Below are 14674 nucleotides of genomic sequence, written 5' to 3' on the forward strand. Positions count from 1 at the left end.
CAAATGAAGCTATAATTAATCCGCCAATCATCAATAAATTAAATTTAAAAATTATGTTTAGAAATCCATCAGAATACACAAAGGAGAATATTGAAGAAATAATGAATATTCCTTTATCAATTGAAATTGGTAAATATAATTCCGAGGTGATTACCGAAACAATTGAAGGAGAAATCGTAAATTGTACGTTAGCAGTAAATCCGCCATTTTTGCCAGCAAGTTTAAAAGTTATAACTCGCAATGGTGAAAAAATACTCAGCATTATGGAAATAAAAAGGTTTAGGAATATATAATTTTTAATAGTCAGTATGTTTGAAGTTAAAACAAAATTTTACAGAAGAACTGGAAGTATCGGATTTAGGTCAATACTTACTCATTATTGCTCTGGAAAAATAAAAAAAAGAAAAATTTATTTTAATCAAACAGAAGTTTTTAATCATCCATTTTATGGAGATGGAGAGCCTTTTTTTGCTAAAATAAGAATGAATACCGATAATAATTTTACTATGGATGTAAATATTTATATCGATTCACCAGCAGATGTTTATTGCAACTTAACGTGGTTTCAAAAATTTATATTGCGCTGGCAATTTAAAACGACATGGATTCAGCAGACTGAAAATATTAAATGGTTAGTAATGGCAATATTAGCAGGTGTTGGAGCTTTTTTGGCTGTCTTAACTTATTTATATCGGTCATAGCAGCTTTACAACGAATTTGGGCAATTCACTTAAGGCAATTTAATTTGGTTCTTGGGAAAATTTGATTATTTCGAAAATAGGCGTTAATTTAGTTTTAAATTTACTGTAATCCAGTGCGTTGTGTGAAAATCTGTTCAAATTTGACTGAGTATGGAATTAAAAAGGAACAACATCGTAATAATAGTTGGTGCAGGCGCTGTTGAAAATGCATGGAATCCAGTTATAAATGCCATTAAAACCTTTACTGACCTGACCGTAGATGCGGATGGGGCGAATGGTTTTTTTGCCAGATTAATTTATCTGCTTAGATTTTACTCGAAGATTCCGGTTACTGCTGCGTAAAACCATTTGAAAATTTCCATAGAAAATGCAGAGACCTTAAAAAATATAATTTGCGAAGAAATAAAAATTGCCCAAAGCAGCGGAATTTTAAAACCACGAAATGAAATGCGAAAAATTCTGAAAAAATTTGCCTTTAATAATTCAGGAAATAGCGTTTGTTTGATTTCCACTAACTGGGATACGGTAATAAATCAGGATGTAGAGGATTTTGTCCAGCAAATTTACGGCGGCAAAAAAACTTTAAAATGTCTTCATATTCACGGCAGCGTGGAGTTTGCCGAACACTTATATCTACCCTCTGAGACCACTCAGGAGAACTATCGCTCCGATATTGAAAATAAAAAAATGGGGTTCAATCATTTCAGGACCATGCAATTTCTGGAAAAGGCCAATCAAATACTTATCTACGGTTTGTCACTAGATCCATTGGATGCTGAACTTTCCCAGGTATTGGGAGGAGCAGCTTTAATCAATAACTTACAGGAAATTATTATTGTAAATCCAGATTACCAGAGAATTAAAAACCGCGTAAAAGTATTAGAGTATCCGAGGAGAAATATTAAAATCAGGTGCTTTTCTCCTGAGGATTTGGAGAATGAAAGATAACTTGGACAGACCCCACCTAAGAAGTATTAAGAAGATTTGATACTGTAAATTATAAGCTTTCCCTAAAATTGCTTATTAACAAACTGAACATTATTAAAGCGAACCAGCAATGTAGTGTCTAGACAATGAAAAGCGGAAAAACCGAAGTTGCTTCGGTTTTTCCGCTTTTAGCATTTTGCAGGCTTTCCTTTCTTCATACGTGTACGAATTTGGTACAGGTTTTTCTTCATTAGATTCAAAATAATTTTATGATGCTTTGATTTACTATTTTTCATACCACGACATTGGGCTACTTTCATTTTAGAAAGAGAAACTTCTATTGTTTCCATAGGTTTATTATCTATTTGAGCAGAAAAAAGCAGAGAATCTTTTTTCTTGAAATATTCATTTGTAAAAATGCAGTGGTGTAGTGTGTCTCCTTCTTCCAAAAAATCCTGCACGTTTTCTAACACTTTAATAGTAATATTTTCATTTGTAAAACATAGCCCGAAAAACTGTTTTTTTTCCTCTACATATGATTCCTGCGCTTGCAGGATTTCAGCACGCATTTTCAAGAGGTATTTTTTTCGCTGCAATTCTCTTTTTTTAGTAACGAGTTTATTATGCGCTTCATTAAGGTTTTCAGGACAGACAAAAGCTGGACAGTTGAGGTCTTTTTTAAACCATTGCAGCAGGGTAATATAATCCTCCCAAATACTGTAATCTGTAATGTTATAATTGTTTTTTAAACAAACTTTTACGGCTTGCCAGTTACGGATAATCTTTTGATGAGAGGATTGCAGATAATAGGCGAGCAGGGAAGTCTGTTTGGCTTTTAAAATCGTCTCTGCAAAGGAATCTCTTAACAGCGCAGTAAAGAGAATTTGCGGAGCGATATCGTAAACGCTTGTTTTAAATCCGTTTCTTTTTAGGATAGGGAGCACTTTCATATGTGGATGCACCTTGTACGGATTAATTCGGTATTTTGGTGAGTTCTGAAAATCTTTTGGTCGTATTTCAAGGGAGGAATAGTATTGCCACGCATCATAAGCAGGCGAAAAAACATTGGTGCTAAGGGACATGGTACGTACTTCGCCTTTTGGATTTATCCAATGTTGCATGACTTCTTTGTGAGAGTAGGTCGGGACAACATTCTTTTTCATGTGCTTGTGCGAGCAAATGATACGTACGAGCTGATACCCTTGACATATATCCAAAACGGCAAAGTATTCCATTTCTCTGAAATGTACCTGATTATACCCCTGCATCTTGAGTTTCCCCCCACAAGCGGCACATTTTATAAATTTATCACAGGATTTACTCTGCGATTCGGGTTTCCAACAGTGCGCACATTCCAAACAGTGGAATTTTCCACGTGAGAGCACTCCCCATTTCAGGAAAATGCTTTTTTCTGCCCAAGCGTGCATCTGCTCGTTAATCGGTTTGAGAGTGCTGCTGAGGTCAGCTATCTGTTTTTCTATAATGGTCTTGGGTATCATAGGTCAAATAGTGTTAAGGTGGTCTGTACCGATTTCGGAGTTTTTATTACCTCTGTTTTCTGCTCTATTTTTTGCGGAACATCAGGCACGGGAGTAAATAAATCAGCCTTTACAGGCTGATTTACCACTGCTTTACAGTTGATTGGAGGAGGTGTTGCAATACTATCATCTGTATAGTATTTGATAGCCATATCAAAGATTTCCTGATTGTCAAAGGCGCATAATCCTGTTTTTTTGACTTCGCCAAAAATGTAGTTGATACAGTTTTCAAGGTTCTTTGATGCTTTGCAGAGATGTGGAGCAAAGGCAGTATCGCTGAGCGCAGTTTCACTCAGATAATTTTCTATAACAGTTTTAAATTTGTCAGAAGCTTTCATAACTCAAAAGATTTAAGATTGAAAAAAAGAGTGTCACTCAAAACTGCTTCTGTAGATGTCATAGCAGTATTCTTCGAAACAGAGCCAACACATAAAGGTGTAATGGGGAAGGCGATGCCTGTTTTTTACAGGCTCTCCAAGAGAATCTTCGATTTCGTCTTTGATGTTTTCCAAATCATCGAGATGGGCTATATAAAATTCTTTACAGTCCGAGTGGTATATAAATTCGGAAATCATACCACTTATGCATCCGCCGTTTTGTAAATCTTCTAAATAGGATTTAAGCTGCTCCTTTTTAGTTCCGTTGTAGGAATCCAAATCGGACAGGATTATTTTATTAAATGCTTCGCACACTTCATATTCTTTGTATATTGATTTTTCTAAGGCTTTCATAACTCATTTTTTTAGGCTTGTACATTATTTATCGGGATATTAAAAAGGCAGATCATCAGGTTCTTTTTCAGAATCCTTTTTTACTACTGTATTTGTTTGCGGGGATTCTTGGGGGTCTTTAGCAAATACCAGAATTTTAATGTGACTCGTATGAAAGGTCAGACTGCCGTGTGCCTGCGCATCACTACCGATGTAGACATTTATGCCGATTCGCCCGAATAGTTGCACCAATGCCCCTTTTTTAAGCCACTCGGCTGTCTTTGTACTTAACCAATACGAGCAATCGATATAGGTTACGATTTCCTTTACTTCCGTGCTGTTTTTGGGTTTATAGCTGTCATTGACTGCTATGGAGAAGTTTACGACCTCGCTGTTTTCTTTTACTTTAAAAACGGAGGCATCTTTTACAATTCGTCCTGTAATTTCCATGATACTTGATTTTTAGTGCATACTTTTTTTAAGTTTTGTTTCCCCTTTTTTTCGCCAATGAAATTTTTCAAAAGAAAAACGGGAAAAAAGAAAGCACAAATCAAGTGTCCGATTAAGGAGCCGGAGTGCTATAAGTCCCGAAGGGCGGCGTCAAGCCGTTATGCGCATGCAGGAGACGGCGGGCACTATTTTGGCTGCCCTTTTAGTCCGTTTTGATTGGAAATGGAATCCAATTTTTAATTGTTCATATTTTTATGATTGAACCCGATTATGCTGTTTTGATTTTTAGTATTTTTAAGCATGTAAAGTAATGAGGGACGAAAATCTGTTACAGTGCCGTTACTTGCCTGAAACCTTGGGGTAAGCAGGAAGCAAGAAACAAGACCAAGAGAGAAAATAAAAAGCTTTTTGATTTATCTTTTGATTTTAAGTATATTATGCTACGAGATAACACAACACCAAATACCCATACCATGGACAAAACTATAAAGCTTAGAGTGAAGAAGGAAATTGACAATAGAAATGAGCTTAAGGTATTACAATTAAAAGGAAGCTTGATTACCAAAGGATATACTGAGATTATCCATATTGCCGATGAGGATGAAGATTTCTATCTCAATTCGTTTTCAACGGCCGCTGATCATAGGAAAGAGGCGGAGGATTTTGTACTGGATTATATTTCCAGTCATGATCTTACCGATACTATTACGCTGCTGGGAACAGTGCGATAACTACCCTGTGAACCCTTTTTTAAAAGGAAATCGAACCTATTTTTGCTGAATAATTTATATCTGCTATTGCATTTAGGATGCACTAAAAAGGAACACCGAGTTCCTCATTTTTTATGGAATCAGAAAAACATATCAAACTCTCCGAGCTCAACAATAAAATTAGCGATGCCCTGGCAGACCGTTTTAAGGGGCAGACGTTTTGGGTTGTTGCCGATATTACCAATCATTCCTATAAGGCGGATAAGAAAATCCATTATTTTGAACTGGTAGAAAAAGGAACCACGTCCAACAGTATTGTTGCAAAAATTGTAGGGAAAGCCTGGGGAACAGGATCGATGCATCTTTCTGATTTTGAAAAAAATACAGGGCAGCGCTTTACCAATAATATCAATGTACTTGTTTTGGTCAGTGTCGATTACCATCCTTTGTTTGGTCTGTCACTGAGTGTCCTGGATATTGATACTAATTTTACACTTGGAATCCTGGAGCAGCAACGCAATGCTACGCTTAGAAGACTGGTGGAAGAGAATACTTTTATCACCAAAGAAGGAGAACACTATATAACTAAAAACAATCAGATAAAGCTCAGGGCAGTTATCCAGAAAGTAGCGGTGATATCAGGGAGTAATTCTGCAGGTCTTGAGGATTTCAGACATACATTAGAAAATAATGATTTCGGTTATGTTTTTGAGATCGATGATTATCCTACCATTGTTCAGGGGGACAATAATGCCAAGCTATTTTTAGACAAACTCATTGAAGTGTATAGCAGTGGCAAATTGTATGACGCTGTTGTAATTACAAGAGGAGGAGGTGCTCAGTCTGATTTTTTGATTTTTGACAATTATAATATTGGGCGTGCGGTGGCTAAATTTCCCATTGCGGTTATCACAGGGATCGGACATCAGAAAAATGTTTCCATTGTGGATCTCATGGCGCATACCCAGACCAAAACCCCAACCAAAGCCGCGGAGTTTATTATTGCGCACAACCGTAGTTTTGAGCAAAGCATTCTTTTACTACAAAAAAATATTGTCATTAAATCGCAGCAGCTCTTTCTACTGCATTATCAGAACCTTTCCCAACTTAAGAGCAGCCTTTCCAATAGTGCCAGGGAGCTTATTTCTGGACACAAAGATGCTTTAATGGCTATTAATCAAAACACGATTAATAGCTCCAAATCAATACTGTACCAAGAACATCGTCTTTTGATGAATCTATCCCATCAAATTTCAGGTAAACCGCGGATTATCCTTTACAATAGGATTAATGATATTAGCAATACGATCAGTAATTTAAAAACATTCACAAATCAGTATCTTCGCAATCAGAAAGGCTATTTGGGACATTACAGTTCGAGTATCAGGATGATGTCCCCTGAGAATATTCTCAAAAAGGGTTATGCTATTGTCAAGGTCAATGATAAAATAACCAGTAATGCTGATACTATAGCAGTGGGGGATACCATTGATGTGATACTGGCTGATTCGATTTTTAAAACTACGGTCAAAGAAAAAACAACATACAATGAAAGAGACACTGACTTATGAAGCTGCTTATGCGGAACTTGCAGCAATTGCAAAGGAAATAGAAAATGAAACCATTTCGGTGGATGTATTGGCCACAAAAGTCAAGAGAGCTTCCGAGCTTATTACTTTTTGCCAGACCAAACTCAAATCAACCGAAACCGAAGTAAATAAGATTATTGCCCAAATGGAAAATCCTGCAAACTAAGACACCCTTTCAAGGATAGTGATTTAATTGTTTTGTTTGTTATTATTACATGGCTAGTCTTTAAATAAGTTTACAATATATACTAAAGAATATTGAGAGGGTCATTTAGAGAAAAAAACTTTCTTTGGGTATTTTGCCGCATGAGTAGTTATCAACTGCATAAGATATTGGTTGCTTTTGTAGGGAGTGACATGCTCTTTGAGCTCGGATGTCTCTGTAAATCCAACATCCGTTGTGATATAGCCCATACCATAAAAATGGCCCTTTTCTATCCAAATACAACTGCGCTCCTCTGCAACGCGGCCTTTATCGATAATAGCAAAACTTTTTCTGTTACTTGATAAAAAAGCAATAGCCTTTTCGATTTGACTGTTGTGGTGTAACACATCTGGTAAGTTGGCAGTATCTTTTTTTTGGAAACCTTCTCCTTGTGTTGAGCTGTATATGCAAAACCGGTAATCAATTTCAAATTGCTGGGCCAAACTTCGTAACAAATTTATCCCATCATAAATACTATTGAAGAGTTCAATTCCTCCTTGGAATTTTCCCACCTTTCCAATGGCCAGATAGCTATAGTCGTTACGTGCTTGATAGCAATAAAGTCCGTATTTTGGTTCAAACCGTTTTAAAGCCCTGTTGTACATCGGCCATAATTTTTGTATTTCAGTACATTCCAAGAGCAATGCCATGAGTTCCGTGGCACAAATTTCAAAAGAGATTCCGTGAATATCACGTAAGAAATTTTGTCTTTGTGAAGTAATCTTATGTCCTGTGAAATGAGAAGCGACACGCTTTTTGAGATTGACAGCCTTTCCGACATAAATCACTTTTTTTTGCTCATTATAAAAATAATATACCCCAGGCTTTTCTGGTAATTGCTCAAAGTCAGCTGGGGGCAGGTTGGGTGGTAAACGCTGGTCCTGGGCTGTATTTTTGACCATTTTTTCTATTTCTCTTTCGTGGTCCCATTCCAGCAAGCGTGAAAATAATAGGACTGTAGCATCGGCATCCCCACCAGCGCGGTGGCGGTTCTCTATTGGTATATCAAGAGAAGAGCAGAGTTTGCCTAAACTATAAGACCCGAGTCCTGGTCTAATTTTTCTTGCGGCACGAACAGTACATAACTTTCTGGCTGTCCACTTGAATCCTGCTTTTTCTAATTCATGACGAACGAAGGAGTAATCAAAATTGACATTGTGGGCCACAAAGATCCGATCTGTAAGCAGCTCTAGTACCTTGTCTGCTATATCATCAAATAGAGGTGCATCGCGTACCATATCATTGTTGATGCCAGTTAGTGCAAAAATGGGAAGTGGAATTTCCTTTTGGGGGTTGACGAGGGTTTCGTATCGGTCTAATACCTTTTTACCGTCATGGATGATAATGGCAATCTCCGTAATACAACTACCACTGGCATTCCCGCCTGTGGTCTCGATATCTACTATGGCATATTGTACTTTTTTCATCTTAAGTTTTATAACGTAAAAACTATTCTTGTTCTTACAGGTAACAGCCTATTATTTATAGTGCTATCTTTTAGCAGATGTTGTGATCACAACGCTATGTTTTTTCTTCAGAAGCCTCGTTGGGTTTATTTTGATTTTTCATGGAGTCATTTTCTGCCTTGGAATATTAATTTCATGTTCCTGAGGATAAGGAGCCCGATGAGTCATACTCACATCTTCGCGTAACTGCTGATGAGCGGTATACTGTCTCTCTGGAGCATTAGAATAGCGAGGATCAGCAATAAAGGGCATCTTTGCCATTTTGGTTATAGTCACCGTTGGAAAATGATAATCTACTTCCACGGTACCTAAGAGTAGGTAACAACCACCGCCCTGAAACGGATATTGCCCCAGGCTATCGGGAAAATGCACGGTATCGAAATAATCCCCGTTAGTATCTATCCAGGTTCCAAAATACATGGTGCCTCTTTTGGTGGGTACGTGTTTTCTGGAGATGAGGTAGGCGAGCATTTTTATTGTTTTTTTATGATGGCTAATCAAATCCTTAACCAGTACAGAACCTCTGTATTTGGTCTGTAACAAATCAAATGGGGTACAGGATACGGGGAAACTCAGCAGTTCAATTTCATCGAAAGCATCTTCAAAGGCGGAGCGTTCCAGTACTGGCAATTTATAAGCTTTAACAGGCTCTTGGAGTAACATCAGATTTCTGTTTTCAGGTTTGAAATTCACCAGTATGAGTCGGGCGATTACCAATAATTGATTTTTGGATTGTCCTGTAAATCGGAAGGCACCGATGAAAATCAAGATTTGGATGCCTTCAATACCAATGGGAATACGATTGATGAAGTTTTCCAAAGACAGGAAGATACCGTGGGTTTCACGTTCTCTAATAATTAGTTGTGCGAGTTTGGTTTCCAAACCCTCGAGATGCATGAAGCCCAAATAGACATCGGCGCCGTATAGTGTGGTTTCGTAATCGCTTTTGTTGACACAGGGATTATGCAGGGTCGCGCCTGACATTTTAGCTTCATGCACATACACTTCAGTTCTGTAAAATCCTCCTTGATTGTTAATCACTGCTACCATGAATTCCACTGGATAGTGTACTTTGAGGTACAAACTTTGATAGCTCTCCACAGCGTAGGAAGCAGAATGTGCCTTGCAAAAAGAATAGCCAGCAAAGGATTCAATCTGGCGGTATATTTCCTGACTCAGTGTTTCGGGATGCCCTTTTTGCAGACAAGAAGCAAAGAAATTATCCTTTACTTTTTGCAAGGCAGCCTTGGAACGGCCTTTACCGCTCATGGCACGACGCAGGATATCCCCATCGGCAGCAGGCAATCCTCCATAATGCAAGGCAATTTTAATCACATCTTCCTGATAGACCATAATGCCATACGTTTCCCCGAGTTGCTCTTTAAAAACCTCGTGAAAATATTCGAATTTATCGGGATGGTTGTGACGGAAAATGTATTCTTTCATCATACCAGACTGTGCCACTCCGGGACGGATAATGGAAGAGGCGGCAACGAGTATTTTATAATTATCACAATTCAGACGGCGAAGTAGTCCACGCATGGCGGGGCTTTCAATATAAAAACAGCCAATGGTCTTACCAGTGGCCAAATAGGTATTACATAAGGCTTCGTCTTTAGAAAGCGCTGTATTGCGAATATCTACCGTAATCCCTAGGTTCTTTTGGATGAGTTTCACACTATCATCGATATGGCCAATACCACGCTGGCTGAGTATATCAAATTTTTCAAAACCAATATCCTCGGCAATGTGCATATCAAAGAGTACAATTGGGAATCCTTTTGGCGGCATCTCCAGCGGAGTATAATTGGTGATAGGCTCTTCGGAAATGATAATCCCACAGGAATGCATACTGCGCTGGTTGGGGTATTTTTCGAGTAACATCCCATATTCCTGGACATACTTTACAATGGTATTGGTTTCATGTAACGCCATGGGATTTTTGGCCAGCATATCGAGCTCTTCTTTAGGGAGTCCGAATACTTTACCCACTTCCCGAAATATCGAGCGGTATTTGAACTCTACATTGGTTCCACAAAAAGCGACGTGGTCTGCACCATAGCGTTTGAAAATATACTCCAGGATGGTATTGCGTTCTTTCCACGACCAGTCAATATCAAAATCAGGAGGCGTTTTACGGTTGAGGTTCAAAAAACGTTCGAAATACAAATCAAGTTCGATAGGGCAGATGTCGGTTATGCCCAGACAATAACTTACGATACTATTTGCACCACTACCTCTGCCGATATGCAGAAAGCCACAACTGTTACTGTACTTAATAATATCCCAGGTGATTAAAAAGTAGCCACTGAACTGCAATTCATCGATGACTTTTAGCTCTTTTTCCACGCGTGCCTTAGCCACGAGATTATCGGTTCCATAACGCCACTCTAGCCCCTCAAAGGCCAATTGAGTCAGTAAGGCGATATCGGTTTCTCTATTTAGGGTATAAAACTTTTTATTTTTAGGTGTTTTGAAATCAAACTCAAAATTACAGTCTTCGATTATCTTTTGGGTATTGGCTATAAGCTGTGGATAGTCAGTAAATGGAATAAGTAATTCCTCCATAGCAATCATTACTTCAGAGGTCTTGCAAATAGCATCTTCTGTTAGTTTGGATAAGAGCGCATTGGTATCAATCGCTCTGAGGATTCGGTGCAAATTAAACTCCCTTTTGGTTCGGAAAGTAACGGGATGCAGGATCACCATTTTATGCAGCAGTGTTTTCCACTGCGCATGGAAAAGCTTAGGAAGTTGTTCGGAGCGTATGCCAATGTATTCATTTTCTTTTAAAACATTAGGTATATTCTCCAGTGGATAAAGCACTATTACATCCTCCCAATGTGGAGCAGAAAAGGGGAGTGGCGTTCCATCAAAATTATGGTCTGTAAGAAAACGGTTCATTTGCCCCAGACCGTTTCGGTTCTGGGCTAAGGCAATATACCGAAGCTGATTTTCAAAGCGTAATTCCATACCCACAATTGGTTTGATATTAACGGCACTACAAGCTTTTATAAAATCATAAATTCCTGTTACGGTATTGATATCAGTGAGCGCCATAGCTTTTACATCACATGCCACAGCCTGTTGTACCAGCTCTTCGAGTGGTATGGTTCCGTAGCGCAGAGAATGAAAAGAATGACAATTGAGGTACATCGGATAGTGTATTTAAAAAGGAGTATTTAGAAAAGTTACCTTAAGAATTTTATATTTTACGTTTTAAAATTTCATTTTTGGTATTGGGTTTAAAACTCGCTCCGGCGCAGCGCATGACAGCATCAAAGCCGTAACGACTTTTCATTTTGTCCATAGCCTGATATAAGGAAAGCATTTCTTCTGTATCTTCAAAGAGGTTAATCTGATAGGTACCACGAACGAGTCCACTGAAGCGAATTCCAATCAGGCGCAGGCGCATACGACGCTGGTAGAGTTTATCAAAGAGATCAGTTACATTTTTGGTCAGCGTATGATCGGCTGAGGTATAGGCGATACGGCACTGTTTGGTCTCAGTATCAAAATTAGCGTAGCGGATTTTGATCACTACAGTTGAGGTAAGCCATTGTTCAGAGCGTAGTTGAAAGGCCAATTTTTCGACCATACCAACTAAGATGCGTTTGAGTTTTATAATGTCAATGGTGTCTTGGGAGAACGTATGTTCGGTTGATATGGATTTTCTCTCTGTGTAGGGTTCCACAGGATTATGATCTATACCGTTGGCTTTCTTCCAGAGTTCCGTGCCGTTTTTTCCAATCATTTGCTGCAAGACTTCTGAAGGCATTTCAGAGAGTGTCTGAATGGTTCGAATCCCAATTCGAGAGAGTAGTTGAAAGGTTTTATCGCCTACCATCGGGATTTTCTGAATGGATAATGGATTTAAAAAGGGTTTTACCATATGCTCGGGAATCTCCAAGTTCTGCTTTTGTTTGCCCTCTCCAGTGCCAATTTTAGAAACTGTTTTGTTTACTGATAAAGCAAAAGTCAGTGGTAATCCTGTTTCTTTGGTAATGGCTTGAGCCAGTTCATTGGTCCATTTATAACTACCATAGAATTTATCCATACCGGTTATGTCTAAATAAAATTCATCAATACTCGCTTTTTCAACTATAGGCGCTTTTTCCTGAATTATTTCTGTAATGGTATGTGATAAAGTGGAATATAATTCCATATCGCCTTTCATTACTTTTGCCTGAGGGCAAAGCCGAAGTGCCATCTTGATAGGCATGGCGGATCGTACTCCAAAAGTGCGTGCTTCATAGGAACAAGAAGCAACGACACCACGGTCTCCACCTCCAATAATCAGAGGCACTCCATGTAAGGCTGAATTGGTTAGCCTTTCGCAGGATACAAAAAACGTATTCATATCGATATGTACAATTGACCTTCCCATAATCTACTTCCTTTTATACGCAGCAAAATTAGTACAGATTATAACAAAATTAATTACCTTTGCTGATACAAATTGTAACAAAATCAACATGTCTTTATTTTCCGACAACATCAGGAGCCTTAGGGCAAAAAGGAAGATTTCTCAGGAAAAAGTGGCTGAAAGTCTTTTAATTACACGGGGGAGGTATGCCAAGTACGAAGATGGTACCTCTGAAGCGCCGTATGAAATTCTAAAGAAAATAGCACATTATTATCAAATCAGTATTGATCTGTTACTTTCTGTAGATGTTCGAAAAATCCCTATGGATGATTTACTGAAATTAGAAAACAACAGATTGCTGTTGCCTATTACCGTTGATGCAGCAGGAAATGATTTTGTTGAAATCGTGACTCAGAAAGCAAAAGCAGGCTACTTGAATGGGTACGGCGATCCCGAATATATCGAGAGTCTGCAACAAGTCTCGTTGCCTTTTTTAGGACCTGGGAAACACCGGGGTTTTCCTGTGGAAGGAGATTCAATGCCCCCGCATGAGGATGGTTCAATTATCATTGGCCGTTATGTGGAAAGGCTGGGAGAGGTGCTCGATGGTAAAACGTATATTCTGATTACTAAAAACGAAGGCATGGTGTATAAACGCCTGAATAAAAACAAAAAAAATGCACTGGTTTTAGCATCTGATAATCCTTTCTATCCTAATTACGAAGTAAAGGCTTCGGATATTCTGGAAATCTGGGAATATGAGTGTAATATTGGACGTACTGATAAAAAGCAGGAGTTATCAGAAACCCAAAGCATGAAAGAGCTACTTTTGGAAGTGAAAAGAGATCTTACGGAGCTAAAAAACAGGACTTTATCCACGTAACTTTTTAGTTTCAATTCTTTCTTTGGCTTCTATTAAAATGCTATGTATTTTCTTTTCCAATTCTTTTTTAGAAGGTAGTTCTGTCCAGTATTCTGCTACTACTATTCCATCTTTGTGCATCTCCAATAATTCGATTTGTTCGCGACTGCTTTCAGCGCATAAAATCAGCCCTACAGGTGATAGTTCTCCTTCAGCTTTTTCATATTTGTCCAGCCATTTTAGATAGAGTTCCATTTGTCCTTTATGTTTGGCTTCAAATTTACCTAGTTTTAATTCTATAGCTACGAGTCGTTTGAGATTGCGATGATAAAATAATAAATCCAAATGAAAATCTTCTCCATCGATAATCATTCTTTTTTGACGTTCCACAAAAGCAAATCCTTTTCCGAGTTCCAATATAAAAGATTCCAATTCTCTTAAGATTGCCTCTTCCAGGTCTTTTTCCAGAAAAGTATTTTGGAGCCCTAAAAAATCTAAAAAGTAGGGATCTTTGAAGTTGTTATGGATGGCCGTATTCTCATTGGTAATCTGTAAATTTGCAATACTGGTTCGTTCAAATTCCTTTGAGGCTATTTGTTTGCGCAATTCTCTAACACCCAATGCCTTATTAGCAGTTGTTTGAGCATAGAATAATTTAGCTTCAGTAGTTTTCAGAGGCAATAAGATCAGGAAATGGGACCAGCTCAATTGTCGTGACAGTGTAACGACAATTTGCTTATCAGTGAATTGTTCTGCGAACTGTAACATTCTTCTAAGATTTTTTTCTTCAAAATTCCGACCATACTTTTGGGTCAATTCTCGTGACAATGTAACGACAATTTGTTTTCCATAATCAGCTCTTTTATTTTGTAAGGTACTGTTGTTTATTCTAGTTCCTATATTCCAGAACAATAGGGTGAGTGTACTATTAGCCTGAACTATTAAGAGTTGTTGATTTTTTTCAATAAGTTGTGATAGCTCTTGCAGAAGTGCAGTATCATCTGTAGATGTATGTATTGCTTTTGTCTTAGTCATCAGTTTGATTTATAGTTTTTTTATAAGTAAAAATAGTTATTATTTCTGGATGAATTTCTCTCAACAATGTTGAACGATTTTGGGGTTCTTGCAGAATCATTTCTATATTTTTAAA

At 38.1% G+C, this 14674-nt stretch carries 16 protein-coding genes; 8 read left to right on the top strand and 8 right to left on the bottom strand.

Annotated elements, in window-relative coordinates:
* Positions 1-53: 53 nt before the first annotated feature.
* The 4 genes from ACJ6WR_RS15715 (at position 54) to ACJ6WR_RS15730 (ending at position 1649) form a co-directional block, all read left to right on the top strand.
* A complete protein-coding gene (locus ACJ6WR_RS15715; RefSeq protein ID WP_409415730.1) occupies positions 54-293 on the top strand; it encodes a hypothetical protein in 240 nt (79 codons plus the stop codon).
* Positions 294-308: 15 nt separating this feature from the next.
* On the top strand, positions 309-701 hold the full coding sequence (locus ACJ6WR_RS15720; protein ID WP_409415731.1) for a hypothetical protein: 393 nt from the start codon (positions 309-311) through the stop codon (positions 699-701).
* A 150-nt stretch (positions 702-851) separates the two neighbouring features.
* A complete protein-coding gene (locus ACJ6WR_RS15725) occupies positions 852-1043 on the top strand; it encodes a hypothetical protein (RefSeq protein ID WP_409415732.1) in 192 nt (63 codons plus the stop codon).
* A gap of 6 nt (positions 1044-1049) precedes the next feature.
* Positions 1050-1649, top strand: coding sequence for a hypothetical protein (locus ACJ6WR_RS15730; protein ID WP_409415733.1), 600 nt, complete (start codon positions 1050-1052; stop codon positions 1647-1649).
* A gap of 167 nt (positions 1650-1816) precedes the next feature.
* Here the strand turns inward: ACJ6WR_RS15730 and ACJ6WR_RS15735 are convergent, their stop codons facing one another.
* From ACJ6WR_RS15735 to ACJ6WR_RS15750, 4 genes are read right to left on the bottom strand one after another with little or no spacing between them, the layout of a single operon-like run.
* Positions 1817-3127, bottom strand: coding sequence for a PcfJ domain-containing protein (locus tag ACJ6WR_RS15735; RefSeq protein WP_409415734.1), 1311 nt, complete (start codon positions 3125-3127; stop codon positions 1817-1819).
* Positions 3124-3504 (bottom strand): PcfK-like family protein, encoded by a 381-nt coding sequence (locus ACJ6WR_RS15740; protein ID WP_409415735.1) that lies wholly within the window; start codon positions 3502-3504, stop codon positions 3124-3126. Before ACJ6WR_RS15740 ends, ACJ6WR_RS15735 begins: the two co-directional genes overlap by 4 nt.
* A 33-nt stretch (positions 3505-3537) precedes the next feature.
* On the bottom strand, positions 3538-3897 hold the full coding sequence (locus tag ACJ6WR_RS15745) for a hypothetical protein (RefSeq protein WP_409415736.1): 360 nt from the start codon (positions 3895-3897) through the stop codon (positions 3538-3540).
* Positions 3898-3936: 39 nt separating this feature from the next.
* Positions 3937-4326, bottom strand: a complete 390-nt coding sequence (locus ACJ6WR_RS15750; RefSeq protein ID WP_409415737.1) for a single-stranded DNA-binding protein — start codon at positions 4324-4326, stop codon at positions 3937-3939.
* 473 nt (positions 4327-4799) lie between these two features.
* Between ACJ6WR_RS15750 and ACJ6WR_RS15755 the strand changes: the two genes are divergently transcribed.
* The 3 genes from ACJ6WR_RS15755 (at position 4800) to xseB (ending at position 6791) form a co-directional block, all read left to right on the top strand.
* Positions 4800-5057 (top strand): hypothetical protein, encoded by a 258-nt coding sequence (locus ACJ6WR_RS15755; protein WP_409415738.1) that lies wholly within the window; start codon positions 4800-4802, stop codon positions 5055-5057.
* 113 nt (positions 5058-5170) lie between these two features.
* Complete coding sequence (gene xseA / locus ACJ6WR_RS15760) at positions 5171-6607, top strand: exodeoxyribonuclease VII large subunit (protein WP_409415739.1); 1437 nt, start codon at positions 5171-5173, stop codon at positions 6605-6607.
* Positions 6585-6791 carry an exodeoxyribonuclease VII small subunit gene (xseB, locus tag ACJ6WR_RS15765; RefSeq protein ID WP_409415740.1) on the top strand — a complete coding sequence of 69 codons (207 nt, stop codon included), beginning with the start codon at positions 6585-6587 and terminating at the stop codon, positions 6789-6791. Before xseA ends, xseB begins: the two co-directional genes overlap by 23 nt.
* Before the next feature lie 101 nt (positions 6792-6892).
* On the opposite strand, the gene ACJ6WR_RS15770 is transcribed toward xseB, so the two are convergent.
* The 3 genes from ACJ6WR_RS15770 to dinB all read right to left on the bottom strand — a co-directional run bounded on the left by ACJ6WR_RS15770 (position 6893) and on the right by dinB (position 12683).
* The gene (locus ACJ6WR_RS15770; protein WP_409415741.1) at positions 6893-8257 is read right to left on the bottom strand and encodes an exonuclease domain-containing protein; all 1365 of its coding nucleotides are present in this window, start codon (positions 8255-8257) and stop codon (positions 6893-6895) included.
* A 138-nt stretch (positions 8258-8395) separates the two neighbouring features.
* Positions 8396-11452, bottom strand: coding sequence for a DNA polymerase III subunit alpha (locus ACJ6WR_RS15775; protein WP_409415742.1), 3057 nt, complete (start codon positions 11450-11452; stop codon positions 8396-8398).
* A gap of 49 nt (positions 11453-11501) precedes the next feature.
* Positions 11502-12683, bottom strand: a complete 1182-nt coding sequence (dinB, locus tag ACJ6WR_RS15780) for a DNA polymerase IV (RefSeq protein WP_409415743.1) — start codon at positions 12681-12683, stop codon at positions 11502-11504.
* A gap of 88 nt (positions 12684-12771) precedes the next feature.
* On the opposite strand from dinB, the gene ACJ6WR_RS15785 reads away from it, so the two are divergent.
* On the top strand, positions 12772-13545 hold the full coding sequence (locus ACJ6WR_RS15785; protein WP_409415744.1) for an XRE family transcriptional regulator: 774 nt from the start codon (positions 12772-12774) through the stop codon (positions 13543-13545).
* Here the strand turns inward: ACJ6WR_RS15785 and ACJ6WR_RS15790 are convergent.
* Positions 13534-14559, bottom strand: a complete 1026-nt coding sequence (locus ACJ6WR_RS15790; RefSeq protein ID WP_409415745.1) for a YhcG family protein — start codon at positions 14557-14559, stop codon at positions 13534-13536. The two genes, ACJ6WR_RS15785 and ACJ6WR_RS15790, sit on opposite strands and share 12 nt — an antisense overlap.
* Positions 14560-14674 lie beyond the last annotated feature (115 nt).

It is taken from the genome of Flavobacterium sp. PS2 (assembly GCF_046250155.1).
In the GTDB taxonomy this organism is placed as follows: Bacteria; Bacteroidota; Bacteroidia; order Flavobacteriales; family Flavobacteriaceae; genus Flavobacterium.

Coding starts and splice junctions, on each gene's coding strand:
- ACJ6WR_RS15715 (WP_409415730.1), top strand. CDS start 54: ATGTTTAGAAATCCATCAGAATACACAAAGGAGAATATTGAAGAAATA.
- ACJ6WR_RS15720 (WP_409415731.1), top strand. CDS start 309: ATGTTTGAAGTTAAAACAAAATTTTACAGAAGAACTGGAAGTATCGGA.
- ACJ6WR_RS15725 (WP_409415732.1), top strand. CDS start 852: ATGGAATTAAAAAGGAACAACATCGTAATAATAGTTGGTGCAGGCGCT.
- ACJ6WR_RS15735 (WP_409415734.1), bottom strand. CDS start 3,127: ATGATACCCAAGACCATTATAGAAAAACAGATAGCTGACCTCAGCAGC.
- ACJ6WR_RS15740 (WP_409415735.1), bottom strand. CDS start 3,504: ATGAAAGCTTCTGACAAATTTAAAACTGTTATAGAAAATTATCTGAGT.
- ACJ6WR_RS15745 (WP_409415736.1), bottom strand. CDS start 3,897: ATGAAAGCCTTAGAAAAATCAATATACAAAGAATATGAAGTGTGCGAA.
- ACJ6WR_RS15750 (WP_409415737.1), bottom strand. CDS start 4,326: ATGGAAATTACAGGACGAATTGTAAAAGATGCCTCCGTTTTTAAAGTA.
- ACJ6WR_RS15755 (WP_409415738.1), top strand. CDS start 4,800: ATGGACAAAACTATAAAGCTTAGAGTGAAGAAGGAAATTGACAATAGA.
- xseA (WP_409415739.1), top strand. CDS start 5,171: ATGGAATCAGAAAAACATATCAAACTCTCCGAGCTCAACAATAAAATT.
- xseB (WP_409415740.1), top strand. CDS start 6,585: ATGAAAGAGACACTGACTTATGAAGCTGCTTATGCGGAACTTGCAGCA.
- ACJ6WR_RS15770 (WP_409415741.1), bottom strand. CDS start 8,257: ATGAAAAAAGTACAATATGCCATAGTAGATATCGAGACCACAGGCGGG.
- ACJ6WR_RS15775 (WP_409415742.1), bottom strand. CDS start 11,452: ATGTACCTCAATTGTCATTCTTTTCATTCTCTGCGCTACGGAACCATA.
- dinB (WP_409415743.1), bottom strand. CDS start 12,683: ATGGGAAGGTCAATTGTACATATCGATATGAATACGTTTTTTGTATCC.
- ACJ6WR_RS15785 (WP_409415744.1), top strand. CDS start 12,772: ATGTCTTTATTTTCCGACAACATCAGGAGCCTTAGGGCAAAAAGGAAG.
- ACJ6WR_RS15790 (WP_409415745.1), bottom strand. CDS start 14,559: ATGACTAAGACAAAAGCAATACATACATCTACAGATGATACTGCACTT.